Consider the following 26,459-nt stretch of genomic DNA (forward strand, 5'->3'; position numbering starts at 1 on the left):
ATTCCCGACAGCCCCAAGGATTGCCCGATGACTTTGCGTATCAGCCGTTCCGTTTCCGCCCTTGCCCTCGCCGCCGCGCTGGCGCTGCCCGCCGCCGCGCCGGTCCTCGCGCAGGAGGCGGTGCCGCAGAACGACCTGATGAACGCAACCGTCTGGATGGAGACCTCGGTCGAGTACAAGGCGACGGTGATGCAGCTCTACAAGATGGCGCAGGCGCAGCTCGATGCCGCGCTCGCCGACAGCGCCTGGACCGCCGTGCCGGACAAGCAGGGCGAGGGCTATGAGGATCTGCCGGTCGCGATCATCTCCGATCTCGACGAGACCATGCTCGACAACGGCAACTACCAGGCGTCCCTGGTGGTCCGCGGCACCAGCTACAGCTCGTCGGAATGGGCCGATTACGTTGAAAGCCAGACCTCCGGCGCGGTGCCGGGCGCGGTCGATTTCGCCAATTACGCCGACGGCAAGGGCGTGAAGGTCTTCTACGTCTCGAACCGCAAGGAGCCGGGCAAGGAGGCGACCATCGCCAACATGGAGGCGCTCGGCTTCCCGATGGGCGGCAATGTCGACACGGTGCTTTTGCGCGGCGGCAAGGAGGAATGGGGCTCCGCAAAGGAGAACCGCATCGCCCATGTCGCAGAGAACTACCGCGTCGTCCTGCTGATGGGCGACAATTTCGGCGATTTCTCCGACGCGGCCGATGGCAGCCTCGAGGAACGCGATGCGGCGCTCGAGGCGGCGATGGATCATTTCGGCCATGACTGGATCGTGTTCCCGAACCCGGAATACGGCTCCTGGGAATCCGCGACCTTCGGCGGCGACTGGTCGCTTTCCGGCGACGCGCGGCGCCGGATGAAGATCGACGCGATGGAGGCCTGGACCCCCGCGCAATAGGTCCGTCCCGGACCGCAGGTTTCCGTCCGGCCGGGGAGGGCCGTGGACGGAGGACGCCCTTCCGGTCTTCCGGGAGGGCGTTTTGCTGCCCGCCCGGGCGGCGGCGTTGCGGCAGGGCCTCTGGACGGGACCGCCTCCCCGGATGCATTCCGCGCCGCGGGATTGCGGCGGACTGCGCGGATGCCCCGGCAGGTGCGGAACCGGGCCTTTCGGCGGTCTTGCGGAGCGCGCCGGCGCAGCCTAAGGGACCGGAAACCAACGGAGGGTCCATGAGCACCAAGGCCATCATCACCGCCTATTACGAAGCCTTCAATGCAGGCGACACCCAGACCATGCTGGATCTGCTGACCGACGATGTGGAGCACCACGTCAACCAGGGCGGCATCCGCAAGGGCAAGGATGTCTTCGCCGAATTCTGCGCGCATATGGACCGCTGCTATTCGGAAAACCTCACCGACATGGTGATCTTCGCCGAAGGCGACCGCGCCGCTGCGGAATTCACCGTCAACGGCACCTACAAGGCCGATGACGAGGGGCTGCCGCCTGCCAAGGGCCAGACCTACCGTCTGCCCGCGGGCACGTTCTTCACCCTGCGCGACGGCAAGATTTCGCGGGTGACGACCTATTACAATCTCGAGGACTGGATCGCCCAGGTCTCCTGAGACCGTCCTTCTCCGCCTGGCGCGGGGGAGGGGCCGGGAGGGGGCGCGCCCCCTCCCGGCCTTGTTCAAAGCGCGTAGATCGCGCCGAATTTTCCTTCCAGATAGTCCAGAAGCGGCCCGGCATCCGGCTCGAAGCCGCAGGCGCGGGCGATGGTCTCGCGCGGCAGGTAGCGGCTGCCATGCTGCTGCAGGTTCTCCGCCAGCCAGCCGAGCGCCGCCGACAGATCGCCCTCGGCCATCTGCGCATCCAGATCCGGCACCGCCGCGCGCAGCGCCTTGTGCAGGCAGCCGGCATAGACATTCCCCAGCGCATAGGTCGGGAAATAGCCGAACAGCCCCACCGGCCAGTGCACGTCCTGCAGCACGCCGTTCGAGGCCCGGTCGACCGCCACGCCGAAATCCCGGGCGAAGCGCTCGTTCCAGGCGCCGGGCAGGTCGTCGACGGCCAGCTCGCCCTCGATCAGCGCACGCTCCAGATCGAAGCGCAGCATGACATGCAGGTTGTAGTGCACCTCGTCCGCCTCGGTGCGGATATAGCCCGAATGCACGCGGTTGACGGCGGCGTGGAAATCTTCCGGCCCGCCGACCCGCAGGTCGCCGAAGCTCTCCTGCATCCGGTGGAACAGCCAGGAGGTGAAGGCCTGGCTGCGGCCCAGCTGGTTCTCGTAGATGCGGCTCTGGCTCTCATGCACGCCCATCGAGGCGCCCGAGCCCAGCGGCGTCAGCAGATAGGCCGGATCGACCTTCTGCTCGTAGGTGGCGTGGCCGACCTCGTGGATGGTCGAGTAGAAGCAGTTGAACGGATCGGCCGGATCGGTGCGGGTGGTGATCCGCACATCCGTGCCCGAGCCCGAGGAGAACGGATGCACCGCCTTGTCGATGCGGCCGCGGGTCAGGTCGTAGCCGAAGGTCACCGCGAGCGTTTCCGACAGGGCAAGCTGCGCCGCCTCGGCGAATTCGCCGGACAGCCTGGGCGGCGTCACCTCGCTGCCGAGGATGCGCTCGCGCAGGGCGACGAGCCGCGGGCGCAGCCCGTCGAAGAGCGCCGCGATTTCGGCGCCGGTGCTGCCCGGCTCGTAATCCTGCAGCAGCGCGTCATAGACATCGCCGCCCCGGGCCAGCGCCTGGCCCTCTTCCTGCTTCAGCGCCACAACCTGGGCAAAGCGGTCGCGGAAGGCGGACCAGTCATCGGCACGCCGCCCCGGCCCGCCGCACGGAACGCCTGCCGCGGCCAGGCGCGCCCGGCCGCCCCGCGGCAGAAGCGCTTCGACATTCCCCCCGGGCCCGTGGTATCGCCCGGGATGCAGTCCCCTTACTCCGACTGGCCATGACATGACCCAGACCGACGTCACCATCGTTCCGCTCGCAGGCTTCCGGCTGCCCGAAACCGCCCCGCTGCGCCGCGACTACACCCGCCCGCCCGAACGGCGCAGCGACTACTACATCGCGGAATATGACGACCGGACGCTGTTCTACGACTGCGTCCGTCTCGCACGCGAGGGCGGCTACCTGTTCACCGCGCCGCGCTTCCTGAATCTCTGGAAACCGTTCCGCGACGGGCTGCGGCTGGACGGCAAGCCCGTCGGCCGACTGCGCCGGGTGAAATGGCTGCGCTGCGAACAGGTCTTCCTCAAGGCGCCCGAGGGCCGCCTGACGCTGGACATCGCGGGCGAGACCGTCGAGATCGCGGCGCGCAAAGGGCTGGCGGAGGACTTCGCCGGGATGAACGCGCTGGTGGCGGTGTCGAAGAACAACCGGCTCGACTGGATCGCCAACTGGGCCAGGTTCCACGCGACCGACCATGGCGCCCAGGCCATGGCGCTGTTCGACAACGGCTCGACCGACTACGCGCCCGAGGATATTGCCGCCGCCCTCCGCGGCAGCGGCCTGAAGCACGCGGTGATCTACTCGGCGCCCTTCCCCTACGGCCCCGCGGACAAGTCCGGGCGCTTCGATGTCAGCCCGCGCTTCTTCCAGTCGGCGATGCTGAACCTGGCACGGCGCGATGCGCTCGACCGGACCCGCGCGGTGCTGTCGATCGACATCGACGAGCTGGTGCTGGGTCCGGAAGGAAAATCCGTCTTCGACATGGCGGCGGCGCATCCCGCGGGGATGGTGACGATCCAGGGCTCCTGGGTCTATCCCGCCGAGACCACCGAAGGCCCGGCGCCGCAGCAGGCCCATGTCTGGCGCGCGGTTCCCGACCGCAAGTGCAACCGCAAATGGTGCATGGCGCCGCGCGGGCCGATGAGCCGCCTGTTCGGCTGGGCGGTCCACCAGATCGGCGGGATTTCCCAGAACCTCTTCACCATGCAAAGCACGTTCCGGCTTGCGCATTGCCGCGCCTGCTCCACCGGCTGGAAGAAGAACCGGTTCCGCTTCCCCGACGAAATGGAGAAGGACCCCGCGCTGGTCGCGCTCATGACCCGTCACTTCGGCGGCGCGGACTGAGCGTCACCGAGAGCGGCGGCTCCGAGCGCAGCGTCAGCCGCGCGAAGGGCCGCGGCCGCGCGCCTGCGGGCCTGAGCATCCAGTCGCGGCAGATCATCGCCGAGAGCAGCACCAGCTCGGCCATGGCAAGCCCCGCCCCCGGGCCACTCGGCCTCGATCGCCTCCAGATCGACCGCCACGACCAGAACGCCGGTCGGCGCCGCGCCGCGCTGGCCGAAGACCGGCGAGGCGAAGGCGAAGCTGCGCCGTCCGGCCTCGGGATCGACGCCGGTGACGAGGCCAAGCGCCCCCTGGAAGGCCCGCTCCGCCGCCTCCTGCCACAAGAGCGGCAGCGTTTCGCTGCGGTTCTGGTCGCTGCGCGCGGTGACATGGCCGTCCCGGCGGTAGACCCCGATCCTGAGCGCCCCGGTCTTGTCGGCGATGGATTGCAGCAGCTCTTCGGCCTCGCGCAGCGTGACCTCCTGCAGCGTCTGGCCGAGCGCGGCGAAGCCCGGGCGCAAGAGCGCCTCGACCTCCGGATGGTCCGACAGCAGGACCGCCAGTTCGCGGTAGCTCTGCAGCTGGGCGATCAGCCGTTCCGAGGTCTGGGTCAGATCGGTCTCGGCCCGGGCGGCGACGAGGCGCAGCGCGGCCGACCAGCTGAGCTGCCAGGCGGCGAGCCCGACCGCGGCCGAGCCGCAGAGCACGAGGAGGAACAGCAGCAGGCGGCGGCGGATCAGCGTCATGCCCGGACCATAGGCCGCCCCCGCCGCCGGGCCAAGGCCCGCTTGGCAAGCCGCTGAGCCTGGCCTATCGGAAGGACATGCAGACCTTCCGCCAGCCGCCCGCCGATCCCGCCTTCGTCCAGGACCCCTATCCCGCCTACGAGGCGATGCGCGCCCTCGGCAGCATCGTGATGTGGGAAGAGTACGGCATGGCCGCCGCCGTGTCGCATGACGCGGTGCAGGCGATCCTGCGCAGCCGCGATTTCGCCCGGCTGCCGCCCGCCGGGCACGAAGCGGCAACGCCCTGGGACAGCCTGCCCGCCTTCCGGCGGCTGGAGGAGGCCTCGATGCTGTCGAACGAGGCGCCGCGCCATCCGGTGCTGCGCCGGTCGGTCGTGACCGCCTTCACCAATGCCCGCGTGCAGGCGATGGCCGAACAGATCGAGGCGCTCTGCCACCGGCTGATCGACGGCTTCCCGGACGGGCCCTTCGACCTGATCGCGGCCTATTGCACGCCGATCCCGGTCACCGTCATTGCCGAGATGCTGGGCGAGCCGGTCTCGCTGGCGCCACGGCTCCTCGACTGGTCGCATGCGATGGTGCGGCTCTACACCCAGGCGCCGGGCGCGGAGGACTCCGCGGCGGCGGAACGCGCCTCGGCGGAGTTCGCGGCACATCTCGAGGCGTCGCTTGCGGCGAAGGCGGCACGTGCCGACGGCGATCTGGCCCAGGCGCTGAAAGCCGAGGCTGAAGCCGGGCGGCTAAGTGCGGACGAAGTTCTGGGGACCTGCGTACTGCTCCTGAATGCCGGGCACGAGGCAACGGTGCATTCGATCGGCAATGCGGTGAAGCTCCTGCTGGCCGAAGCGGACGCGGCATCGCTGGCGGGACCGGAGGCGGTGGCGGCCAGTGCCGAAGAGGCGCTGCGGCTCGACCCGCCGCTGCATCTCTTCACCCGCTACGCGCAGGTCGCGACCGAAGTGGCGGGCGAACGATTCGCCCCGGGCCAGCAGGTCGCCTGCCTTCTCGGCGCCGCCAACCGCGACCCGGCCGTGTTCCCGGACCCGGCCGCCTTCCGCCCCGGACGCGCCAGCAAGGCACTGACCTCCTTCGGCGCGGGCGTTCATTTCTGCCTCGGCGCGCCGCTGGCGCGGCTGGAACTGCAGATCGCGCTCAGGGTGCTCTTCGCCCGCTGTCCGGGACTCGCGCTGGCCGAACCGCCGGTTTTCGCGCCGACCTATCACTTCCGCGGGCTGGGGCGGCTGATGGTCACGCAGGGGACGGCATAAAGCCGCCCACAATCCCTTGTGGACAGAATCCGGCCAGCCCCCTAATCTGGACGCGAGCAGTTATACAATCTTATCCACAGGATATCCGCCTTGCGCCTCACAGGCGCATGGGGCTATCCCGCCCGGCACGGGTGACAATGAGGCAGGAACCATGAACGACATGGGTCAGATCGGCGCGCAAAGCGCCGAGGAAGTCAGCGACGCGCTACCGCGCCATGGTTTGATGAGGTTGCCGAAGCGGGTGAAGCGGCCCTCGAAGCTCAGCTCCACCGTGCCGATCGGCCCGTGGCGCTGCTTGCCGAGGATCACTTCGGCCTTGCCGTGGCAGCGCTCCATCGTCTCCTGCCACTTTGCCATGGCTTCGAGATTGTCGTCTGCCGGCTTCTCGCGTTCCTTGTAGTACTCCTCGCGGTACACGAACATCACGGCGTCGGCATCCTGTTCGATCGAGCCGGATTCCCGGAGGTCGGAAAGCTGCGGGCGCTTGTCCTCGCGGTTCTCCACCTGGCGCGACAGCTGCGACAGGGCGATCACCGGGATGTTCAGTTCCTTGGCGATCGCCTTCAGGCCCTGCGTGATCTCCGAGACCTCGTTCACCCTGCTGTCCTTGGCGGAGGCAGGGCGGACCAGCTGAAGGTAGTCGACGAAGAGCACGTCGAGCCCGTGGGTCCGCTTCAGCCGCCGCGCGCGGGCCGCGAGCTGCGAGATCGGCAGGGCGGGCGTGTCGTCGATATAGAGCGGGCAGGATTCCAGCGTCTTCGCGGCTTCGACGAAGCGGCGGAACTCGGCCTCGGTCATGTCGCCGCGGCGGATCTGTTCCGACGGCACCTCGGAGGCTTCCGAGAGGACCCGCGCCGCCAGCTGCTCGGCCGACATCTCGAGGCTGTAGAAGCCCACGACGCCGCCATTGACCGCGCCTTCGGAGCCGTCGGTCAGGGTGCCCTTCTTGTAGGCCTTGGCGACGTTGAAGGCGATGTTGGTCGCCAGCGAGGTCTTGCCCATCGACGGACGCCCGGCGAGGATCAGCAAGTCCGAGCGGTGCAGGCCGCCGAGCTTCTTGTCGAGATCGTCGAGCCCGGTGGAGATGCCCGCCAGCCCGCCGTCGCGCTGGTAGGCGGCATTGGCGACGTTCACCGCCTCGGTCACCGCGCGCAGGAACGACGTGAANGCCTTTCGAGGCCTGGCCCTGTTCGCCCATCGCATAGAGCGCCTGCTCGGCCTGGACGATCTGGTCCTTCGGTTCGCTGTCGGTATCGACGCGGCGCGCCCGTTCGGAAATGTCCCGGCCGAGCTGCATCAGCTGGCGGCGCATGTACATGTCGTGGATCAGCTGCGCATAGTCCGACGCCGCGAAAGTCGAGATCGCCGCGCCCGCCAGCCGCGCCAGATAGGCCGGTCCGCCGAGTTCGCGCAGCCCCGGATCGTCCTCCAGGAAGGCGCCCAGCGTCACCGGGCTGACCAGCGCGTTCTTGGCGAAGCGGCTGGCCGCCACCTCGAAGATCCGCCCGTGCACCGGGTCGTAGAAATGGTCCGATTTCAGGATCGACGCCACGCGGTCGAAGACCCGGTCATTGGTCAGGATCGCGCCCAGAAGCTGCTGTTCGGCTTCGATGGAATGCCCAGTGCACGGTTTCGGCGGCGAAGCTCTCGAGCTTGCGTCCCGGGTGCAGCAGCCCCGGCTTCGGCTGGGACAGGGCCCAGAGGATGCGGGCGAGCGCGACGAAGAACACGGCCACGCCCAACGTTTTGTGGACCGAGAACAGCACCGCCTTGACGGCCAGCTCGTCTGCCGTGCCATAGGGCCATTCATGGGCGATCAGGCCGAGCGGCCAGAGCGACAGGATCAAGAGCGCGGTCAGCCAGTGGAAGCTCTTGGCGACGCTGCCATAGCGGTCGCGCGTGTTGCGCAGCGGAGAATCGGACATGGGAGGGCTCCGGGAGGTCTGGGTACATCTCTGGGTAGCGCGGATCGGACGGCCGCCCAATCCGCGCTCTGCGCACGGGCAGTCTGCATTTCCGCTCAGAGAGAAGAAATCGCGAGGAAAAGCAGGAAGTTGATTGTCACGAGCGAGGCCGCCGTCGCCATCACCTGCGCCGCCGAAGCGAGGGTCTCGCCGCCATGGCGGGCGGCGAAGAGCGTGTAGATGGTGAACATCGGCACTCCGGCATAGAGCATGCCGCCGATCACCGTCGCATGGTCCAGCCCGGGCAGCGCCGACAGCACGAGATAGGCGGCCAGCGGGTGCAGGAGCAGCTTGGCGAAGGTGATCGCCGCGACCGGCACGCCGGCGCCGCGCACGCTTTCATGGGCGATGAAGCCGCCGACCAGCATCAGGGACAGCACGGGCGCCGCCGAGACGATCATCGCCATGGTCCGCGCGATCGGCGCTGGCGGCTCCAGCCCGGTCACGGACACGGCGAGCCCGGCGACCAGCGCGATCATCAGCGGCGAGCGCGCCATCCCCGCCAGCACGCCGCGCAGCGAGGCGAGGAAGCTGCCCTCGCGCTGGTCGGCGCTTTCGGCGAGCGAGACGCAGAACGGGATCACCACCATGTTCTCGGCCAGCAGGATCCAGGCGAAGATCGTCGCCGCCTGGTCGGGCCCCAGCGCGATCGCCGCGACCGGCAGGCCGAAGAAGGCGCTGTTCGAGCTGCCGCAGCCGAGCCCGAGGATGATCGACCGTCCCGGCGGGTGGCCGTAGATCCGGCGCATCACCTGGGTCATCGTGCCGATCACGAGGAAGGAGGCGGCGGAATAGCCCGCGACGAAGCTCCAGTTCAGCAGCCTCAGCTCGCCGGGTTTCGACACCGCGGCGAAGATCAGGACCGGCAGGCAGACCTTCAGCGCGAACTGCCCGACGCCGCCCAGGTTTTCGGGGGGCAGGTAGCCCGACCGCACCGCGGCGAAGCCGCCGGCGATCAGCAGGTAGAGGGGAACGGCCAGCAGGAAGACGTCCAGCATGTCAGGACGGCCTTTCCGGCCGGAGGCAGCGCGCCGCAGCGGGGGGCAGGGTCATCGGAACTCGTCAGGCAGGGCGGGGCCGCACCCCGTCATCGAGCCATCGGTAGCATCCCCCGGCGGGCGGCGTCGATGGCGGGGCGCGGCGGGCGGCGGCTCTGGGGGCGGATCGCCGTTCGGCACGAAGGACAGCACGTCGTCATGGGTGGCGATGGACACGTCGCCCGGCACCGACAGCCCGGCCTCCAGCACCGCGCGGTGGATGCCGATCGCCACCAGCATCGACCCGGCGAGGAAGGCGGTCGGCTGCACCGGCTGCGCGCAGAGCCGCCGCGCCGTGCGGTAGCCGCATTCCTCGGTCATCTCGCCGTCGAGCATCCACAGCCGGTTCGGCACCAGGCCCTGCGCTTCCATCACCGACAGGAAGCCCGCCTCGCGCTGCCGCGCAAAATTCAGCCCCTTGGGGGCGTTGAGGAAGGCGATGCGGGAATGGCCCAGCCCGGCCAGATGGCGCGTCGCCAGCTCCGCTGCGGCGCGGTTGTCCAGCTCGACGAAATTGTAGCCCTCGCGGCGGCCGCCCAGCATGCCGTGCACGCCCCAGACCAGCTCCAGCCCGGCCAGCGCCTCGGCCCGCTCGTCCGCCTCGCGCGGCGCATGCAGCACCACCGCATCGACCATCCGCTGCCGGGTCAGCCAGCGGTAGTGCTCGGCCTCCCGTCCCGGTTCGGAGAAGGACAGGTGCACGCCGTAGCCGCGCCGCGTATAGACCGCGCCCGCGCCCGCCAGGAAATCCGCGAAGACCGGATTCGCCATGTCGGAACTTTCCGCGATCGGCAGCACATGGCCGATCGCCATGGCGCGCCCCGTCGCCAGGCTGCGCGCCCGCGGATTGGGCATGTAGGCATGGCGCTGCGCGGCGTCGATGACCCGCTGCCTCGTGGCCTCGCTGACCTCCGGATAGCCGTTCAGCGCGCGGCTCACCGTGGTCTGCGACAACCCCAGGAGCAGCGACAGCTGCTTGAGGGATATGCTCATTTCCGCGTCTCTCCTCCCAAAGAGCGCAAGGTCGCGTCCGGGCTCCTCCGCCCGGACCGAGTCCATTTCTTCAGACCGTAAAAAAAATGCCCACCCCCCGCAAGCGCGGTTTGACATGCAAGGCGACTCATCTAAGTGTTGCATTGGCCAAGGCGTTTTGAAAGCCTTCGGACCATCGCGGCGCGGGGAGCGGACAGGATCGCAGCTGCGGAACAACCGACTTGGGAGGGTCGCCATATGTCACGGATTCTTGGCAGCAGCGCGCTTGCGCTGGTCTGTCTGTCGTCCATTGCTACTGCCCAGGACCTGCCGTTTCCGCCCGGCGAGGGCGGTTTCCACTGGGACGCCTACGAGGCACTGAAATCCACCGATCTGAGCGGCCAGGTGATCACCGTCGCCGGGCCCTGGCTGTCGCAGGAGCGCGACTATTTCGAGACCGTGGTGGCCTATTTCGAGGCCGCGACAGGGGCGGATGTCCAGTACAACGGTTCCGACAGCTTCGAGCAGCAGATCGTCATCGACACCGCCGCGGGCTCGCCGCCCGACATCGCCATCTTTCCGCAGCCGGGCCTCGCCGCCGATCTCGCCGCCAAGGGCTTCCTCGTGCCGCTGCCGCAGGCGACTGCCGACTGGGTGGCGGAAAACTATGCCGCCGGGCAGAGCTGGGTCGATCTCGCGACCTTCCCCGGCCAGGACGGCTCGGATGCGCTCTACGGCATCTTCTACCGCGTCGACCTTAAATCGCTGGTCTGGTACGTGCCCGAGAATTTCGAGGATCTGGGGCTCGAGATCCCCGGAACGATGGAAGACCTCAAGGCGATGACCCAGGAGATCGTCGACGAGGGCGAGACGCCCTGGTGCATCGGGCTGGGCTCGGGCGGCGCGACCGGCTGGCCCGCGACCGACTGGGTCGAGGATCTGATGCTGCGGATGTATCCGCCGGAGGTTTATGACGACTGGGTGGCCAACCAAATGCCCTTCGACGATCCGAAGGTGATCGCCGCGATCGAGGAATTCGGCTGGTTCGCGCGCAACGACGACTTCGTCGCGGGCGGCACCGGCGCGGTGGCCTCGACCGATTTCCGCGACAGTCCCAAGGGGCTCTTCGCCATTCCGCCGCAATGCTACCTGCACCGCCAGGCCTCCTTCATCCCGTCCTTCTTCCCCGAAGGCACGGTCGTGGGCGAGGACGCGGATTTCTTCTACTTCCCGTCCTATGCCGACAAGGATCTGGGCAATCCGGTGCTGGGCGCGGGCACGCTGGTGTCGATGACCAAGGACAGCCCCGGCGCGCGCGCCTTCGTAGAGTTCATCCAGAACCCGATCGCGCACGAGATCTGGATGGCGCAGCGCGCCTTCATCTCCGCCCATCTGGGCACCAATGCCGAGCTCTACGGCGATCCGACCATGGGCAAGATGGCCGAGATCCTGCGCGGCGCCGACACGTTCCGCTTCGACGGCTCCGACATCATGCCGGCCGCGGTCGGCGCGGGCGTGTTCTGGACCGGCATGGTGGATTATGCCGGCGGCGCCGATGCCGCCGAGGTCGCCTCCGCCATCCAGGCCACATGGGACGGCATCAAATGAGCCCTGTCCGGCCCCGGACCTGATCCGGGGCCTCCCCTTCACTGGAACGGAGCGCCAGCCATGGGCCAGATCCTCTATGCCGCCGCGACCATCGTCGTCGGGGTGTTCCTGTGCGTCGCCTATTTCTGGGGCTCGAATGCGCTGCTCGACCGCGCCCTGCCGATGAAAGGGCCGAAGGCGGCGGCCAATGTCCGCAAGGCCAACGCGATCCGGCCCTGGCTCTTCCTCGGCCCGTCGATGATCGTGCTCGGGCTCTACCTGGTCTATCCGGTCTTCAATTCGCTCTGGCTGTCGCTGCACGGCAGCGGCGGCCGGGACTTCGTCGGTCTCGACAATTACGTGTGGCTGTTCGGCGACGCGAAATTCCTCGAAAGCGTCCGCAACAACCTCCTGTGGCTGGTCTTCGTCCCCGCGATGGCGACCTTCTTCGGGCTGGTTGCCGCCGCGCTGACCGACCGGATCAGATGGGGCAACCTCGCCAAATCGCTGATCTTCATGCCGATGGCGATCAGCTTCGTCGGTGCCGCCGTGATCTGGAAGTTCGTCTATGACTACCGCGGCGCCGACCAGGAGCAGATCGGCCTGCTCAACGCCATCGTGGTGGGCTTGGGCGGCGATCCGGTCGCCTGGATCACCGTGCCTTTCTGGAACAACTTCTTCCTGATGATCATCCTCGTCTGGATCCAGACCGGCTTTGCCATGGTGATCCTCTCGGCGGCGCTGCGCGGCATTCCCGAAGAGACCATCGAGGCCGCGATCCTCGACGGCGCCTCGCCGCTCCAGATCTTCTGGCGCATCAAGATCCCGCAGATCTGGGGCACCATCGCCGTCGTCTGGACGACGATCACCATCCTGGTGCTGAAGATCTTCGACATTGTCTTCGCCATGACCAACGGCCAGTGGGGCAGCCAGGTGCTGGCCAACATGATGTATGACTGGTCGTTCCGGGCGGGCGATTTCGGCCGCGGCTCGGCGATTGCCGTCATCCTGATGCTGGCCGTCACGCCGATCATGGTCTGGAACATCCGCAACGCGCGCAAGGAGGGCAACTGATGGAAGGCCATGCCGGACAGAAGGCGGCGCTGACCTGGGCCGTGCATATCGCCGTGGTCGTGCTTGTCGTGCTCTGGACCGTGCCGACCTTCGGCCTGCTGGTTTCGTCCTTCCGCGACAAGGACCAGCTTGCCGCCACCGGCTGGTGGACTTCGCTCGCGGCCTCGGAACAGACGATCGCTGCCCGCACCGACAGCCCCGAGGCGCAGGCGCGCGAGGGCAATCTCTGGGTGATCCGCGGCAATGTCTTCGAAAGGGGCGAGGGCCGGGTTGCCTCCTGGGGCACCTCCTCGCGCGCGCCGGCCGCTTTCGGGCCGGGCGAAACGGCCGATCTCGGCGACGGCGAGACGCTGGCGGTCGAGGAAGACGGCAGCTACCTGCTGAGCGCCTCGGCCGAGATGACCGGCAGCCGCGGCCAGCGCATCTATGTCCAGTCGCTGGTGCCGCCGCGCTTCACCACCGACAACTACGCGACGGTGGTCGGCGCCGAGGGCATCGGCCGCGCCTTCCTCAACACCTTCACCGTGACCATCCCGGCGACGGTGATCCCGATCCTCGTCGCCGCCTTCGCCGCCTATGCGCTCGCCTGGATGCAGTTTCCCGGGCGCGCGCTGCTGATCGCCTGCGTGGTCGGCCTGCTGGTCGTGCCGCTTCAACTTTCCTTGATCCCGCTGCTGCGGTTCCACAATGCAATCGGCCTCGGCAAGGGCTATTTCGGCATTTGGCTGGCGCATACCGGCTTCGGCCTGCCGCTGGCGATCTACCTCTTGCGCAACTACATGGTCGGCCTGCCGAAGGACATCATCGAGGGCGCCCGCGTCGATGGCGCCACCGACTTCCAGATCTTCCGCAAGATCGTGCTGCCATTGAGTTTTCCCGCGCTGGCAAGCTTCGCGATCTTCCAGTTTCTCTGGACTTGGAACGACCTTCTGGTGGCCAAGGTCTTCCTCGGCACCTCCGACAGCCAGCTGGTGATGACCGGCCGCATCGTCGAGCTCCTGGGCTCGCGCGGCGGCAACTGGGAAATCCTGACAGCCGCGGCATTCCTGTCGATTGCCGTCCCCTTGGTGGTTTTCTTCGCCATGCAGAAATACCTTGTCCGCGGGCTGCTTGCCGGCTCGGTGAAGTAACGACAGGAGAGCGTAGCGATGGGAACGACCCTTCCGGTGGCCACCGGACAAAGCATCGACAAGGACTGGTGGCGCGGCGCGGTGATCTACCAGATCTATCCGCGCAGCTTCCAGGACTCGAACGGCGACGGCGTCGGCGACCTTCTCGGCATTGCCGAGCGCATGCCGCACATCGCCTCCCTGGGCGTCGATGCGGTGTGGATTTCGCCTTTCTTCCCGTCGCCGATGAAGGACTTCGGCTATGACGTCTCGCATTACTGCGATGTCGACCCGCTGTTCGGGACGCTCGCGGATTTCGACTGGCTGGTGGAGCGGGCGCATGAGCAGGGGGTGAAGGTCATCATCGACCTCGTGCTCAGCCACACCTCGGACCAGAACCCGTGGTTCGTGGAAAGCCGGTCCAGCCGCACCAATCCGATGGCCGACTGGTATGTCTGGGCCGATCCCAAGCCGGACGGCACCGCACCGAACAACTGGATGTCCTTCTTCGGCGGCTCGGCCTGGCAGTGGGATCCGCGGCGCTGCCAGTATTTCCTGCACAATTTCCTGGCCTCGCAGCCGGATCTGAACATGCACAATCCCGAGGTGCAGGAGGCCATCCTCGAGATGGCGCGGTTCTGGCTCGACCGCGGCGTCGACGGCTTCCGCCTCGACACGATCAATTTCTACTTCCACGATCAGGAGCTGCGCAACAACCCGCCGCTCGAACCCGAGGAGCGCAACGACATCTTCGCCCCCGCGGTGAACCCCTACAACTACCAGCGGCATGTCTACGACAAGAACCGGCCGGAAAACCTGGAGTTCCTCGCGCGGCTCCGGGCGCTGCTCGACACCTATCCGGCCGCCACCCTGGTCGGCGAGGTCGGCGAGGCGCAGGGCGCGATGGAGCTGCTCGGCGAATACACCAAGGGCAACGACCGGGTGCACATGTGCTACGCCTTCGAGTTCCTCTCGGGCGAGTTTCCCTCGGCGGACCGGGTCGCGGACATCATGGATCTGGTCGACCGCGTCGCGTCGCAGGGCTGGGCCTGCTGGGCCTTCTCGAACCATGACGTCGAGCGCCATGTCAGCCGCTGGGGGCTCGACCATGCGGCGTCGCGCGCCTATGCGCTGCTGCTGATGTGCCTGCGCGGATCGGTCTGCATCTATCAGGGCGAAGAGCTTGGCCTGCCCGAGGCCGACGTGCCCTTCGAGGCGCTGCAGGATCCTTACGGCATCGAGTTCTGGCCGGAATACAAGGGCCGCGACGGCTGCCGCACGCCGTTTCCCTGGGACGGAAAGCTGCAGAATGCCGGCTTCTCGCCGGTGCTGCCCTGGCTGCCGGTGCCCTACGAACATCACGGCCACGCGGTGGCGCAGCAGGAGCTCGATCCGGGCGCGCTGCTGCACCACTACCGCCGCGTGATCCAGCTCCGCCATGACCACCCCGCGCTGCGCAACGGCAAGCAGTCGAAGCTGCATGTCGAGGGCAACGTGGTGATCTTCGAGCGCGAGCAGAATGAAGAACGCCTCTTCCTGGCCTTCAACCTCTCCGAGGAGCCCGCCGATCTGGCGGTGCCCAAGGGCGAGTGGCAGGCGCTGGGACAGGATGTGAACGGGGCGATACCGCTGGACGGCTGGCTGCATCTGGGGCCATGGCAGCCCTGCATCCTGTCCGCCGTCTGACCGCAGGGAGGGAGGAGACGGCGATGGCCGACCTGAAGCTGACGAACGTGGCCAAGGCCTATGGCGCGGTGGAGGTGCTGCGCAACATCAACCTCGAGATCGATGCGGGCGAGCTGATCGTCTTCGTCGGACCCTCGGGCTGCGGCAAGTCCACGCTCCTGCGGATGATCGCCGGGCTGGAGAAGATCACCGGCGGCACGCTGGAGATCGGCGGCCAGGTCATGAACGACGTCCCTCCCGCCCAGCGGGGGATCGCCATGGTGTTCCAGAGCTATGCGCTCTATCCGCATATGACCGTGCGGGACAACATGAGCTTTTCCTTGCAGCTCGCTGGAAAGTCGAAGGATGAAATCAACCGCGCCGTCGAGGAGGCGGCGCGGAAGCTTCAGCTGGAAAACTATCTCGACCGCCTGCCCAAGGCGCTGTCGGGCGGCCAGCGCCAGCGCGTCGCGATCGGCCGCGCCATCGTGCGCGACCCGCAGGTCTATCTCTTCGACGAGCCGCTTTCCAATCTCGACGCGGCGCTGCGCGTCGCCACGAGGATCGAGATCGCCCAGCTGAAGCAGTCCATGCCCGACAGCACGATGATCTACGTGACCCATGACCAGGTGGAGGCGATGACGCTCGCCGACCGGATCGTGGTTCTGGCCGGGGGCGGCATCGCGCAGGTCGGGGCGCCGCTGGAGCTCTACGAGCGGCCCGCAAACACCTTCGTGGCGCAGTTCATCGGCTCGCCCGCGATGAATCTCTTCGAGGCGGAGATCGCCGCAACTGGGCAGGAGACCCGGTTGCGTCTTGCAACCGGCACCGAGATCTCGGCCGCCGTGCCGTCGCCTGGGCATCTCGCCGGAGCCAAGGTCCAGTTCGGCATCCGTCCCGAGGATCTGGTGATCGCGGAGAACGGCGCCATGCCCTTCATCGAGTTCCGCACCGACATCGTCGAGAAGCTGGGCGATACCACCGTGCTCTACAGCAATGATCCCAGCCAGAATGACGGCCAGATGATCGCCAAGCAGCCGGGCATCGTGAATGTCGAGCCGGGTTCGGTGCTGCAGATGACGGCTGTGCCGCAGAAGATCCATGTCTTCCACAAGGGCAAGTCGCTTCGCTACCTGTGACCCGGGCCGCTGCGCTCAGCGCGCCATCCAGATGATCCTGTCGCCATCGACCGGCCCGGTGGGGCGCATCTTCTGCGGGTCATGCACCGATTTGTTCCGGCCGCCCGCATCCGCGCGAAGCCAGATCGCATGCCACAGGATCTCGTCGAAATCCGGATCGGTGAACATCCGCCGGGCATCGAACCCCTTCGAGAAATCATAGGAATAGGCCGCGCCGGCACGGCTCGTTGCCGGGATCATGGAGCCGCCCATGCCGGTGCAGACCAGGACGATGAATTCGGTTGCCTCCTCGAGGCCGGCGACCATCGCCTTGAAGGCCTTTCCGGTGCAGCCGCGCGGTGTCTGGGCGAAGCCGTGGCGTTTCGCCAGGATCAGGACCGCCTCGGTCTCGTCCGCGTCGATCCCGGCTGCATTCACCTCGCTGCCCAGATGCGCGCCCGCGATGCCGGTCGCCTTGGTGAAGCTGTCATAGATGCAGCGCTGCCTGGGGCCGAGCTCTGCGAAGGTGGTGGGCGGCATGGGCGGCACTCCTGTTCCTGCCGCTCCGGGGCCGGGCCCGCAGGCGGCGCATTCCCTCCTGACGCATGGGAATGCTGCCGGGGCGGGAGGCGGCCGTCAAGCCGCGCGTCGCCCGGCCGGTCGGCGACGATCACGCGGATGTTTCTTGCAAAGAGGCGATTATGCGGTTGCCCCGGTTCCGGGTCCATGCAAGAGGGACGTGCCAAACGCAAGCTCCAGGAGACCGAGCATGGAGATTCGTGAGGCACTGACCTTCGACGATGTTCTGCTGCAACCCGCCGCCAGTTCGGTGCTGCCCTCGACGGCAGACACCACCACTTTCGTGACGAAGTCGATCCGGCTCAATGTGCCGCTTCTGAGCTCCGCCATGGACACCGTGACCGAAGCCCGCATGGCGATCGCCATGGCGCAGACGGGCGGGATGGGCGTCATTCACCGCAACCTGACCGTGCAGGAGCAGGCCGACGAGGTCCGCCGCGTCAAGCGCTTCGAAAGCGGCGTGGTCTACAACCCCGTGACGCTGTCGCCGGACCAGACGCTGGCCGATGCCAATGCGCTCTGCGAGCGCTACAAGGTCACCGGCTTCCCGGTGGTGGATGCAGATGGCCGCGTCGTCGGCATCGTGACCAACCGCGACATGCGCTTCGCCGAAGACCCGCGCACCCCGGTCAAGGCGATGATGACCGCCGACAACCTGGCGATGCTGCGCGAACCGGCCGATCTGGAATCCGCCAAGAGCCTGATGAAGGCCCGCCGCATCGAGAAGCTGCTGGTGGTCGATGCCGCCGGCAAGCTGACCGGCCTGCTGACGCTGAAGGACACCGAGAAGGCGGTCCTCAACCCGCATGCCTGCAAGGACGAGCTGGGCCGCCTGCGCGTCGCCGCGGCGACCACCGTCGGCGATGCCGGCTTCGAGCGCGCCGAGGCGCTGATCGATGCCGGGGTCGACATGGTGGTGGTCGATACCGCCCATGGCCATTCCCGCTCCGTCGGCGAGGTCGTGGCGCGGATCAAGGGCCTGTCGAACTCCGTCCAGGTCGTGGCGGGCAACGTCGCGACCGGCGACGCGACCAAGGCGCTGATCGATTCCGGCGCGGATGCGATCAAGGTCGGCATCGGTCCGGGCTCGATCTGCACCACGCGGATCGTGGCGGGCGTGGGCGTGCCGCAGCTGACCGCGATCATGGATTGCGCCAACGCGGCCTCCGCTTCGGGCACGCCGATCATCGCCGATGGCGGGATCAAGTTCTCGGGCGATTTCGCCAAGGCGATCGCGGCCGGCGCAAGCTGCGCGATGGTCGGCTCGATGATCGCGGGCACCGACGAAAGCCCGGGCGAGCTGATCCTGTACCAGGGCCGCAGCTTCAAGTCCTATCGCGGCATGGGCTCGCTCGGCGCCATGGCGCGCGGCTCGGCCGACCGCTACTTCCAGAAGGACGCGGCCTCGGACAAGCTGGTGCCGGAAGGCATCGAGGGCCAGGTCCCCTACAAGGGCGCGGCCGGGGCGGTCATCCACCAGCTGGTCGGCGGCCTGCGCGCAGCGATGGGCTATACCGGCTGCGCGACCGTCGAGGAGATGCGCAAGAACTGCACCTTCGTGCGGATCACCGGCGCCGGGCTGAAGGAAAGCCATGTCCATGACGTGCAGATCACCCGCGAAAGCCCGAACTATTCGGGCTGATCCGCGGGGCTGACCCGACAAGATCCAAGCGCGCGCTTACACGACGTAAGCGCGTGCTTATGCGTTGCGGCAGGCCGCCTCCAGCAGCGCGACCTTGCGGCCGATGAGGCCGAAGACCCGCTCGGCCGCGGCCGACATATCCCGGTCGCGCCGCCGGATCAGCGAATAGGGCGCCACCGCCATGTCCGAGTCGATGTCGAGGATCTCGATATTGCCGCCCAGCGACTGGCTGCCGGCATAGAACTGGGCCACTGCGCGGGCGACCGGAGCGATGGCATTGGTCTCCGAGATCAGCGCCAGCGTCAGCAGCAGCGACGCGGTGCCGAGGATGCGGCCGGGCAGGGGCAGCCCGTGCTCCAGCAGGTATTGCTCGACCGTCTGGCGCTGCATGCCGCCGGGCGGCTGCATCACCCAGTCATAGCCGAGGCAGTCGCCGAGCGACGGCGGCGCGCTGCGGGTCAGCGGATGGCCGCGCCGCACGATCAGCGCCACCGGCTCCGGGCCGATCACCTGCATCTCGACCAGGCGGCTGTCGATATTCTCGTGCAGGCGGCCGATGTAGAAATCGAGCCCCCGTACCGACAGTCCCTCGGCGAGCTTGTCCGAGGTGTCGACCTGCACCGAGATGCGGATCTCGGGGAAGGTCACGCGCAGCTCGCGGATCGCGGGCAGGACCAGCTCCAGCGCGGGGCCGGTCACCGCGCCGATGCGCACCTCGCCCTGCGCGCCATGGGCCAGATCCTGCATCTCGACATGGGCGTCGTCGAGCTGCGCCAGCACCGCCCGGGCGCGCCGCGCCACGCTGCCGCTGCGATGGCCAGCGGCAGCGCGAAGGCAAAGGCCGAGCCCGGCAGCGGGCCGAACAGCGCCCAGACCGCGGCGATGGTGACAGCGGCCGCCGCGATGGCAAGGCCGAGAACGAACAGGAACTTTCCGAACGGCATGGCATCCTCCTGCATCCCATCTGGGGCGCGGCGGTCCGTCCTGCCAGAGGCGGTTCGCCGCCCTTGCCAATGTTCCGCAAATGTTCCATGCTTCGCGGCATGGAGACCGCCATGCGCAGACACGAGATCGCAACCGAACGGCGCCGCGGCCGGGGTGCCGCGACGAATGACACGCCCCGCTTCGAGGCGCTGGCGCATGTGCCGTTCAACGACGGCTGGGACATTCCCGAGGATCTGCCCTTCCTGCGCACCCATGTCGTGCACGAGGACGCGCGCAAGGTCCTGACGCGGAACCAGTCTCCGGACATCCCGTTCGACCGGTCGGTGAATCCGTATCGCGGCTGCGAACATGGCTGCATCTACTGCTATGCGCGGCCGAGCCATGCCTATCTGGGCCTGTCGCCCGGTCTCGATTTCGAAACGCGGCTGACGGTGAAGCCGAACGCGCCGGAACGGCTGGCGAAGGAGCTGTCGGCCAAGGGCTACGAGCCGCGCCCGATTGCCATCGGCACCAACACCGATGCCTACCAGCCGATCGAGCAGCAGCACCGGGTGATGCGCCGTCTCCTCGAGGTGCTGCTCGAATTCCGTCATCCGGTGACGATCACCACGAAGGGCACGCTGATCGAGCGCGATCTCGATCTGATCATCCGGCTGGCGGAGCGGAACCTGGTGCAGGTCGGCGTTTCGGTCACGACGCTGGACCCGGGGGTCGCCCGCAAGATGGAGCCGCGCGTGCCGGCGCCTGCACGGCGGCTCGGCACCATCGCGCGGCTGTCGCGGGCGGGCGTGCCGGTGCGGATCATGATGTCGCCGGTTATCCCGGCGCTGACCGACCACGAGATCGAGCGGGTGCTCGAGGCGGGCAAGGCCTCCGGGGCGAAAGCGGCGAGCTGGATCATGCTGCGCCTGCCGCTGGAGGTGGCCGGGCTCTTCCGCGACTGGCTGGATGAGCATTTCCCGGACCGCGCCGACCGGGTGATGGCCCGCGTGCGCGAGACCCAGGGCGGCCGCGACTACCGCCCCGATTGGGGCAAGCGGATGAAGGGCGAGGGCGTGCATGCCAACCTGGTGGCGCGCCGCTTCGACATTGCCTGCCGCAGGCTCGGGCTCGACGGCCCGCTGGCGCCGCTCGACGTGTCGCAGTTCCGCGTCCCGCCACGCCCGGCGAGGACGCGGCGCAGGAAAATGACGCCTCCGGCGAGGCCGCCGCCTCCGGTTCGGGGGACGGCGCCGCCGCCGAAGGCAGCGGCGATGGCGCGGAGGGCGGCGAAGAGACCTTTGCCGCGCCCGACATCCACGGATTTGCCCAGCAGGCCGCCGAAATCATGACCGATTTCGCCAATGACCTGCAGAACCGCAGCCTTGCGCTGCTGGGCGACGTGCAGCGGCTGGCCTCGCTCCCGGAAGTCCTGTCGGAGACGCGCCGCGAGCGCATCATGAACGAGGGCCCCGCGCTCCTGGCCACGATCGTCGCGACGGTGGCGATCTACCGGCTGCTGCGCATCCTCGCGCGCATGGCGGTGCGCCGCCCCGAGACACGCACCATCCGCCGCGTCGCCAAGGCGGTCGCCATCCAGTCGGTGCTGCGCCTCGTCGGGCTGGTTCTGGCCTGGGTCGCGGGCTATGCCATGGCCTCGGCCTTCGGCGGCGGCACGGTCGCGGTCGTCCAGGCCTATTATCTCAACGCCTTCCTCGTCGTCGGCGCGATCACGCTGATCCTGAGCCTCTTCGTGTCCTACAGCCCGCGCGACGTGACCTTCTCGCAGCTGCCGCAGGACATCGACACCACGATCTTCCGCAGCGTGAAACGGGTCTCGGGCCTGCTGGTCTACACCCTGGTCGCCATCGTGCCGATCGCCCGGGTCTGGTCGAACTTCACCATCGCCTCCTCGCTGCGCTCGGTGCTTCTGACGCTGACCATGATCTTCGCGCTTCTGGCGATCCGGCGGCTGCACCGCGAGCTGCAGGACTGGCTGGAAGAGAAGAAGGCGGAAGAGGATGCCCGCAACGGCAGCGCCTCCGGCGAGGACGAATTCGCCAATGTCGTCTCCGACACCACCCAGACCATCTGGAACAAGGCCTGGCCGCCGCTGGCGACGTTCTACGTGCTGACCTGCTACTGGATCGCGCTGACCCGGCCCTATGACATGGTCGACGTGCTGGGCAAGGCGACGCTGTGGAGCCTCGGCGCGCTGGTGCTGTTCCTCGGCTGCCTGCGCATCCTGTCGAAGGCCGGCGAGGCCGCCTTCCCGGTGCCGAAGGGCAAGGGGCGGCTGCTGCAGCTGTTCATCGAGCGGGTGAACGGCTTCCTGCCGACGCTGTCGGTGCTGCTCGGTCTCGCCGGGGTGATCGTCGCGATCATCTGGGGCCTCGCAGCCTGGGATCTCGCGCATTTCAGCAACCTGCTGCAGGCCGAGCGGATCTGGGGTCTGGCGACGGCATTGGTGATCGTGCTGATCGCGCTGGCGATCTGGGCAACGATCAGCGCCTGGATCGACGACCGGCTGACCTCCACCTCGCCGTTCCGCACCGTCTCGGCGCGGCAGCGCACGCTCCTGAGCCTGGCGCGCAACGCCATCACCATCGCGGTGATCGTCTTCGCGGGCATGATGGCGCTGAGCGAGCTCGGCATCAACATCGCGCCGCTGATCGCCGGTGCCGGGGTCATCGGCCTTGCCATCGGTTTCGGTGCGCAGAAGCTGGTGCAGGACATCATCACCGGCGTGTTCATCCAGCTGGAGAACGCGATCAACGAGGGCGATGTCGTCACCGTGGCGGGGATCTCGGGCTCGGTCGAGAGCCTGACCATCCGATCGGTCGGCATCCGCGACCTGTCGGGCACCTATCACCTGGTTCCGTTCTCGGCGGTGGACACGGTGTCGAACTTCATGCGCCGCTTCTCCTACCATGTCGAAGTCGCGGGCGTCAGCTACGGCACCGATATCGACCTGGCGCGCGACGCGATGTTCGAGGCTTTCGAGAACGTCAAGAAGGGCGAGTTCGGCGCCTTCATCCTGGGCGACCTGGAGATGCACGGCGTCGTCAGTCTGGGCGACAGCTCGGTCAACATCCGCGCCCGGATCAAGACGCTGCCCGGCCAGCAATGGGGCGTCGGCCGCGCCTATACCGAGGAGATGAAGAAGGTCTTCGACCGCCACGGCATCGAGATCCCCTTCCCGCACCGCGAGCTGAAGATGCCGCCCGAGCTGTTCGAGAAGCTCGGCGACATGGCGAAGCGGCGCGAGGCGGAAAGCCTGCCGGCCTCGGCACCGCCGCACGATCCGTCGCATGCGCCGAAGCCGCTCGGCCCCGAAGCCGGACCGGCCCGCGACGAAGGCCCAGACGCCGACTGATCCCCCGGCCGGGGCCGGGATCGCCGGTCACCTCGGTGCCGCCCGCCGGCGCCACCCGGTAGACCACCCGGTCGTCGGCCGCGAAGGCCAGGGTCGCGAAGGCCGAGGCGGGAAGGTCGATATCCGGTCCCTCCGGCCCGGCGATCGCGTGGTCGAGCATCGCCATTGCGGCGCTTTCCAGCAGACGGTCATAGGTCCGGTCGGCCCGCATCCCGGCCTGGACCCAGAAGAGCAGCAGGAGCAGGCTGAAGACCGCGGCGATCCCGGCGCCGAGCGCCGCGAAGAGCCGTCCGGAAAGAGACGCCGCGTCAGGCGTCCTCATCGAAGACCGCCATGTAGCCCAGCCCGCGGAAGGTGCGGATCGCCAGCGGCCCGCCCGCGGTCTTGCGGCGCAGCCGGGCGACGAACTGCTCGACCGCGTTCAGGCTCGGCGCTTCCTCGAAGGTGTAGAGCCGGTCGGCCAGCTCCTCCTTGGTCAGGACGCGGCCGAGATTGTCGAGCAGGATTTCCAGCAGCTGCAGCTCGCGCGCCTGCAGGACGACCTCGGCGCCGCCAAGCTCCAGCCGCCGCGCCGCGCGGTCATAGCGGAAGCCTTTCGCCTCGACGGCGTTGCTGGCCCGACCGGCCCGTGCCGAAGCGGTCCTCCAGCGCGCGGCGCAGCTCCGCCAGCGTCACCTGCCGGCCAAGCCGCTCCGCCATGACCGGCCCGAGCGCGGCGTTGACCTCCTCGGTCAGCCAGAGCGCATCGCGGAAATAGCCGGGCTGGCCGTCCGCGTCCCCGTAGCAGCTGCCGTGCTTGGTCCATTCATGGCGCTCGAGCTGGCCGCGCACGCCGGGCATCAGCCGGATGAGCTTCACGGCGGTCCCGCGGTCGAGCGCGACCCTCGGCAGATCCTCCCAGTCGCCGTCGCGGTCGGCCTGCATGTCGGTGCGGGAGATGCCGCAATACTGGGTCCCGCGCGGCTGCGGCCAGAGCCCGTGCAGGGTGAAGCCCGCCTCGGTCCAGGGCAGCTTGCCGTCATTGACGAGGCGGCATTCCGGCTTGCCGGGATTGCGGCCGAGATCGCAGAAGGCCGGCTGCCAGCTCAGCGCCAGCAGGTTCTCGGTGCTTTCCGCCTGGGCGGCACCGGCAAGGCAGAGGAAAAGGGCAAGGCAGCGCAGCATCGGGGGACCTCCTGGTCCCCCGTACCTAGCGCGGCGGCCGCCCGGCGTCACGCGTCGCGCAGCACCGATCCGGCAAGGTAGAGCGAGCCGCAGATCAGGATCCGCGCCTTCGGGGCCACGTCGTTCAGCGCGGCCAGCGCCGCCGGGACCGAGGCCGCGGCATTGGCGTTCATCCCGGCCGCTTCGGCGGCGGCAGCGGTTTCCTCGGCGCTGAGCGTCGCGGGCGCATCCGGGATGCCGACCGCGATCACGTTGCGCACATGCGCCGCTAGCGGCTTGAGGTAGCCGACCGGGTCCTTGGTGTTGAGCATGCCGCAGACCAGGATGGTCTCCTTCTGGGGCATGGTCGCCAGCGTTGCCGCCAGCGCCTCGCCCGCAGAGGGGTTGTGGCCGCCGTCGAGCCAGAGCTCGGCCTTCGGAACCAGCGCGTTCAGCTTGGTGTCCACCAGCGGCTGCATCCGGGCGGGCCATTCGGCCCCGGCCAGCGCGGCCTCGCAGCCTTCGGCGGAGACGCCCAGCTGGCGCAGCGCGGCGACGGCCATGCCGGCATTCTCGATCTGGTGGCGGCCGCGCAGGACCGGCTTCGGCAGGTCGACGAGCCCGGTGCTGTCCTGGTAGACCAGCTTGCCCATCTCTTCCCAGGCGTCGAAATCGCGTCCGCAGACGATCAGCGGCGCGCCGATCTCGGCGGCGCGGGCCTCGATCGCGTCCATCGCCTCCTCGGGCTGGCGCGCGACGATGCAGGGCACGCCGGGCTTCAGGATGCCTGCCTTCTCGCGGGCGATGTCGGCCAGCGTCTCGCCGAGGAACTGCTGGTGGTCGAGGCTGACCGGCGTGATCACCGTCAGGCGCGGCTGGTCGACCATGTTGGTCGCGTCGAGCCGGCCGCCCAGGCCGGTCTCCAGCAGGCACCAGTCGGCAGGCGTGCGCGCGAAGCCGAGGAAGGCGGCACAGGTGGTGATCTCGAAATAGGTGATCGGATCCGGGCCGTTGGCGGCGAGGCAGTCGTCGAGCAGGACGGTCAGCGCCTCTTCCGAGATCAGCTCGCCCGCCAGCCGGATGCGTTCGTGGAAGCGCACCAGATGCGGCGAGGTGTAGACATGCACCGACCCGCCCGCGGCCTCGAGGCCTGCGCGGATCATCGCCAGCGTCGAGCCCTTGCCGTTGGTGCCGGCGATGTGGATCACCGGCGGCAGCTTGCGCTCCGGGTGTCCGAGGGCCTCAAGCAGGCGCTCCACCCGGTCCAGCGTCAGGTCGATCACTTTGGGGTGCAGCGTCATCATGCGCTCGAGCAGCGCGTCGGAGCTCTGGGTCATTCTTTTGCCGGGGTCTCCGCCGAGGGCTCGCCGGGCGCGGGCAGGTCGCCCATGACCGCGGGGGAGAGGCCCATCAGCATGCGGGTGATGGTGATCAGTTCTTCGCGCATCTTGCCGCGCGGGGTGACGCGGTCGAGCATGCCGTGATCCAGCAGGTACTCGGCGCGCTGGAATCCTTCGGGCAGCTTCTCGCGGATGGTCTGCTCGATGACGCGGGGGCCGGCAAAGCAGATCAGCGCGTTCGGCTCGGCGATCTGCACGTCGCCCAGCATCGCGTAGCTCGCGGTGACGCCGCCGGTGGTCGGATGGGTCAGCACGACGATATAGGGCAGGCCCGCTTCCTTGAGCATCTGCACCGCGACCGTGGTGCGCGGCATCTGCATGAGGCTGAGGATGCCTTCCTGCATGCGCGCGCCGCCCGCGGCGGAGAACAGCACCAGCGGACGCCCGGTCTTCACCGCGGTCTCGGCGGCGGCGATGATCGCGTTGCCGACATACATCCCCATGGAGCCCGCCATGAAGCTGAAATCCTGCGCGGCGGCCACGATCGGCGTGCGGCCGATCTCGCCGGTGGCGACCAGCATCGCCTCATGCTCCTGGGTGGAGCGCTGCGCGGCCTTCATCCGGTCGGGATAGCGCTTCTGGTCGCGGAAATGCAGCGGGTCCGGCGTGGGCGCGGGGACCTTCACTTCCTGGAACAGGCCGCCGTCGAACAGCGCGATGAAGCGGTCGCGCGGCGTGATCATCATGTGATGGCCGCAATTGGTGCAGACATTCAGGCTGTCGCGCAGTTCCCGGTGGAACAGCATGGTGCCGCACTCGTCGCACTTGGTCCACAGGTTCTCGGGCATCTCCCGGCGGGAGAAGAGCGAGTTGATCTTGGGACGGACGTAGTTCGAAATCCAGTTCATGGGCCTGCCTGTGTCTCGGGT

General features: G+C 68.2%; 22 protein-coding genes and 4 pseudogenes. 12 read left to right on the forward strand and 14 right to left on the reverse strand.

Annotated elements, in window-relative coordinates:
- The first annotated feature begins 27 nt into the window (after positions 1-27).
- Both C7T91_RS13670 and C7T91_RS13675 read left to right on the forward strand, forming a co-directional pair.
- Positions 28-894, forward strand: coding sequence for a 5'-nucleotidase, lipoprotein e(P4) family (locus C7T91_RS13670; protein WP_108259723.1), 867 nt, complete (start codon positions 28-30; stop codon positions 892-894).
- A gap of 269 nt (positions 895-1,163) precedes the next feature.
- Entirely contained in the window at positions 1,164-1,556 is a 393-nt protein-coding gene (locus C7T91_RS13675) for a ketosteroid isomerase-related protein (RefSeq protein WP_108259724.1), read from the forward strand.
- Positions 1,557-1,621: 65 nt separating this feature from the next.
- Here C7T91_RS13675 and C7T91_RS13680 read toward each other — a convergent pair.
- Positions 1,622-2,797 (reverse strand): annotated as a pseudogene (locus tag C7T91_RS13680) (carboxypeptidase M32); the annotation flags it as partial.
- Between the two features lie 91 nt (positions 2,798-2,888).
- Between C7T91_RS13680 and C7T91_RS13685 the strand changes: the two are divergent.
- A complete protein-coding gene (locus C7T91_RS13685) occupies positions 2,889-4,007 on the forward strand; it encodes a hypothetical protein (RefSeq protein WP_108259726.1) in 1,119 nt (372 codons plus the stop codon).
- Here the strand turns inward: C7T91_RS13685 and C7T91_RS13690 are convergent.
- Complete coding sequence (locus C7T91_RS13690; RefSeq protein WP_108259727.1) at positions 3,986-4,732, reverse strand: cache domain-containing protein; 747 nt, start codon at positions 4,730-4,732, stop codon at positions 3,986-3,988. The genes C7T91_RS13685 and C7T91_RS13690 overlap by 22 nt on opposite strands.
- A 77-nt stretch (positions 4,733-4,809) precedes the next feature.
- Here C7T91_RS13690 and C7T91_RS13695 point away from each other — a divergent pair, with 77 nt between their 5' ends.
- The gene (locus C7T91_RS13695; RefSeq protein ID WP_108259728.1) at positions 4,810-6,000 is read left to right on the forward strand and encodes a cytochrome P450; all 1,191 of its coding nucleotides are present in this window, start codon (positions 4,810-4,812) and stop codon (positions 5,998-6,000) included.
- Between the two features lie 165 nt (positions 6,001-6,165).
- On the opposite strand, the pseudogene C7T91_RS13700 reads toward C7T91_RS13695, so the two are convergent.
- From C7T91_RS13700 to C7T91_RS13715, 4 genes and pseudogenes are all read right to left on the reverse strand, one after another.
- Positions 6,166-7,612: pseudogene (locus tag C7T91_RS13700) on the reverse strand (replicative DNA helicase).
- Positions 7,605-7,925, reverse strand: a pseudogene (locus C7T91_RS13705) (cytochrome b); the annotation flags it as partial. The pseudogenes C7T91_RS13700 and C7T91_RS13705, both read right to left, overlap by 8 nt.
- A 95-nt stretch (positions 7,926-8,020) precedes the next feature.
- A complete protein-coding gene (locus C7T91_RS13710) occupies positions 8,021-8,962 on the reverse strand; it encodes an AEC family transporter (RefSeq protein ID WP_108259730.1) in 942 nt (313 codons plus the stop codon).
- A gap of 51 nt (positions 8,963-9,013) precedes the next feature.
- The gene (locus C7T91_RS13715) at positions 9,014-9,994 is read right to left on the reverse strand and encodes a LacI family DNA-binding transcriptional regulator (protein ID WP_161555890.1); all 981 of its coding nucleotides are present in this window, start codon (positions 9,992-9,994) and stop codon (positions 9,014-9,016) included.
- A 237-nt stretch (positions 9,995-10,231) separates the two neighbouring features.
- On the opposite strand from C7T91_RS13715, the gene C7T91_RS13720 reads away from it, so the two are divergent.
- Genes C7T91_RS13720 through C7T91_RS13740 form a run of 5 tightly spaced genes read left to right on the forward strand, consistent with a single transcriptional unit; the run spans position 10,232 to position 16,547 of the window.
- Positions 10,232-11,581, forward strand: a complete 1,350-nt coding sequence (locus tag C7T91_RS13720; RefSeq protein WP_108259732.1) for an ABC transporter substrate-binding protein — start codon at positions 10,232-10,234, stop codon at positions 11,579-11,581.
- A gap of 60 nt (positions 11,582-11,641) precedes the next feature.
- Complete coding sequence (locus tag C7T91_RS13725; protein WP_108259733.1) at positions 11,642-12,634, forward strand: carbohydrate ABC transporter permease; 993 nt, start codon at positions 11,642-11,644, stop codon at positions 12,632-12,634.
- A complete protein-coding gene (locus C7T91_RS13730) occupies positions 12,634-13,764 on the forward strand; it encodes a carbohydrate ABC transporter permease (protein ID WP_108259734.1) in 1,131 nt (376 codons plus the stop codon). The genes C7T91_RS13725 and C7T91_RS13730 overlap by 1 nt, the downstream gene beginning before the upstream one ends.
- An 18-nt stretch (positions 13,765-13,782) precedes the next feature.
- A complete protein-coding gene (locus tag C7T91_RS13735) occupies positions 13,783-15,429 on the forward strand; it encodes an alpha-amylase family glycosyl hydrolase (protein WP_108259735.1) in 1,647 nt (548 codons plus the stop codon).
- Positions 15,430-15,452: 23 nt separating this feature from the next.
- Positions 15,453-16,547 (forward strand): ABC transporter ATP-binding protein, encoded by a 1,095-nt coding sequence (locus tag C7T91_RS13740; RefSeq protein WP_108259736.1) that lies wholly within the window; start codon positions 15,453-15,455, stop codon positions 16,545-16,547.
- Between the two features lie 15 nt (positions 16,548-16,562).
- Here C7T91_RS13740 and C7T91_RS13745 read toward each other — a convergent pair whose 3' ends face one another.
- Positions 16,563-17,066, reverse strand: coding sequence for a hypothetical protein (locus tag C7T91_RS13745; protein ID WP_108259737.1), 504 nt, complete (start codon positions 17,064-17,066; stop codon positions 16,563-16,565).
- 229 nt (positions 17,067-17,295) lie between these two features.
- Between C7T91_RS13745 and guaB the strand changes: the two genes are divergently transcribed.
- Positions 17,296-18,747 (forward strand): IMP dehydrogenase, encoded by a 1,452-nt coding sequence (gene guaB, locus C7T91_RS13750; protein ID WP_108259738.1) that lies wholly within the window; start codon positions 17,296-17,298, stop codon positions 18,745-18,747.
- A 57-nt stretch (positions 18,748-18,804) separates the two neighbouring features.
- On the opposite strand, the gene C7T91_RS13755 is transcribed toward guaB, so the two are convergent.
- Together C7T91_RS13755 and C7T91_RS32575 are read right to left on the reverse strand one after the other, a co-directional pair.
- Positions 18,805-19,548 carry a LysR substrate-binding domain-containing protein gene (locus C7T91_RS13755; protein ID WP_145962880.1) on the reverse strand — a complete coding sequence of 248 codons (744 nt, stop codon included), beginning with the start codon at positions 19,546-19,548 and terminating at the stop codon, positions 18,805-18,807.
- Positions 19,443-19,691: a hypothetical protein gene (locus C7T91_RS32575; protein WP_161555891.1), complete on the reverse strand. Its 249-nt coding sequence runs from the start codon at positions 19,689-19,691 to the stop codon at positions 19,443-19,445. Before C7T91_RS32575 ends, C7T91_RS13755 begins: the two co-directional genes overlap by 106 nt.
- A 111-nt stretch (positions 19,692-19,802) precedes the next feature.
- Between C7T91_RS32575 and C7T91_RS13765 the strand changes: the two genes are divergently transcribed.
- Positions 19,803-21,023 carry a PA0069 family radical SAM protein gene (locus tag C7T91_RS13765; protein WP_236638228.1) on the forward strand — a complete coding sequence of 407 codons (1,221 nt, stop codon included), beginning with the start codon at positions 19,803-19,805 and terminating at the stop codon, positions 21,021-21,023.
- Entirely contained in the window at positions 21,020-23,047 is a 2,028-nt protein-coding gene (locus C7T91_RS35700; protein ID WP_108259741.1) for a mechanosensitive ion channel domain-containing protein, read from the forward strand. Before C7T91_RS13765 ends, C7T91_RS35700 begins: the two co-directional genes overlap by 4 nt.
- Before the next feature lie 25 nt (positions 23,048-23,072).
- On the opposite strand, the pseudogene C7T91_RS37885 reads toward C7T91_RS35700, so the two are convergent.
- The 5 genes and pseudogenes from C7T91_RS37885 to accD form a co-directional block, all read right to left on the reverse strand.
- Positions 23,073-23,369: pseudogene (locus tag C7T91_RS37885) on the reverse strand (sensor histidine kinase N-terminal domain-containing protein); the annotation flags it as partial.
- The gene (locus C7T91_RS13780) at positions 23,356-23,610 is read right to left on the reverse strand and encodes a helix-turn-helix domain-containing protein (protein ID WP_108259809.1); all 255 of its coding nucleotides are present in this window, start codon (positions 23,608-23,610) and stop codon (positions 23,356-23,358) included. The gene C7T91_RS13780 and the pseudogene C7T91_RS37885, both read right to left, overlap by 14 nt.
- Before the next feature lie 16 nt (positions 23,611-23,626).
- Positions 23,627-24,211: a ribonuclease T2 family protein gene (locus C7T91_RS13785; RefSeq protein WP_108259743.1), complete on the reverse strand. Its 585-nt coding sequence runs from the start codon at positions 24,209-24,211 to the stop codon at positions 23,627-23,629.
- 47 nt (positions 24,212-24,258) lie between these two features.
- Positions 24,259-25,527, reverse strand: a complete 1,269-nt coding sequence (locus tag C7T91_RS13790) for a bifunctional folylpolyglutamate synthase/dihydrofolate synthase (RefSeq protein WP_108259744.1) — start codon at positions 25,525-25,527, stop codon at positions 24,259-24,261.
- Complete coding sequence (gene accD, locus C7T91_RS13795) at positions 25,524-26,438, reverse strand: acetyl-CoA carboxylase, carboxyltransferase subunit beta (protein ID WP_108259745.1); 915 nt, start codon at positions 26,436-26,438, stop codon at positions 25,524-25,526. Before accD ends, C7T91_RS13790 begins: the two co-directional genes overlap by 4 nt.
- Between the last annotated feature and the right edge of the window lie 21 nt (positions 26,439-26,459).

The organism is Mangrovicoccus ximenensis (assembly GCF_003056725.1).
Classification (GTDB): Bacteria; Pseudomonadota; Alphaproteobacteria; order Rhodobacterales; family Rhodobacteraceae; genus Mangrovicoccus; species Mangrovicoccus ximenensis.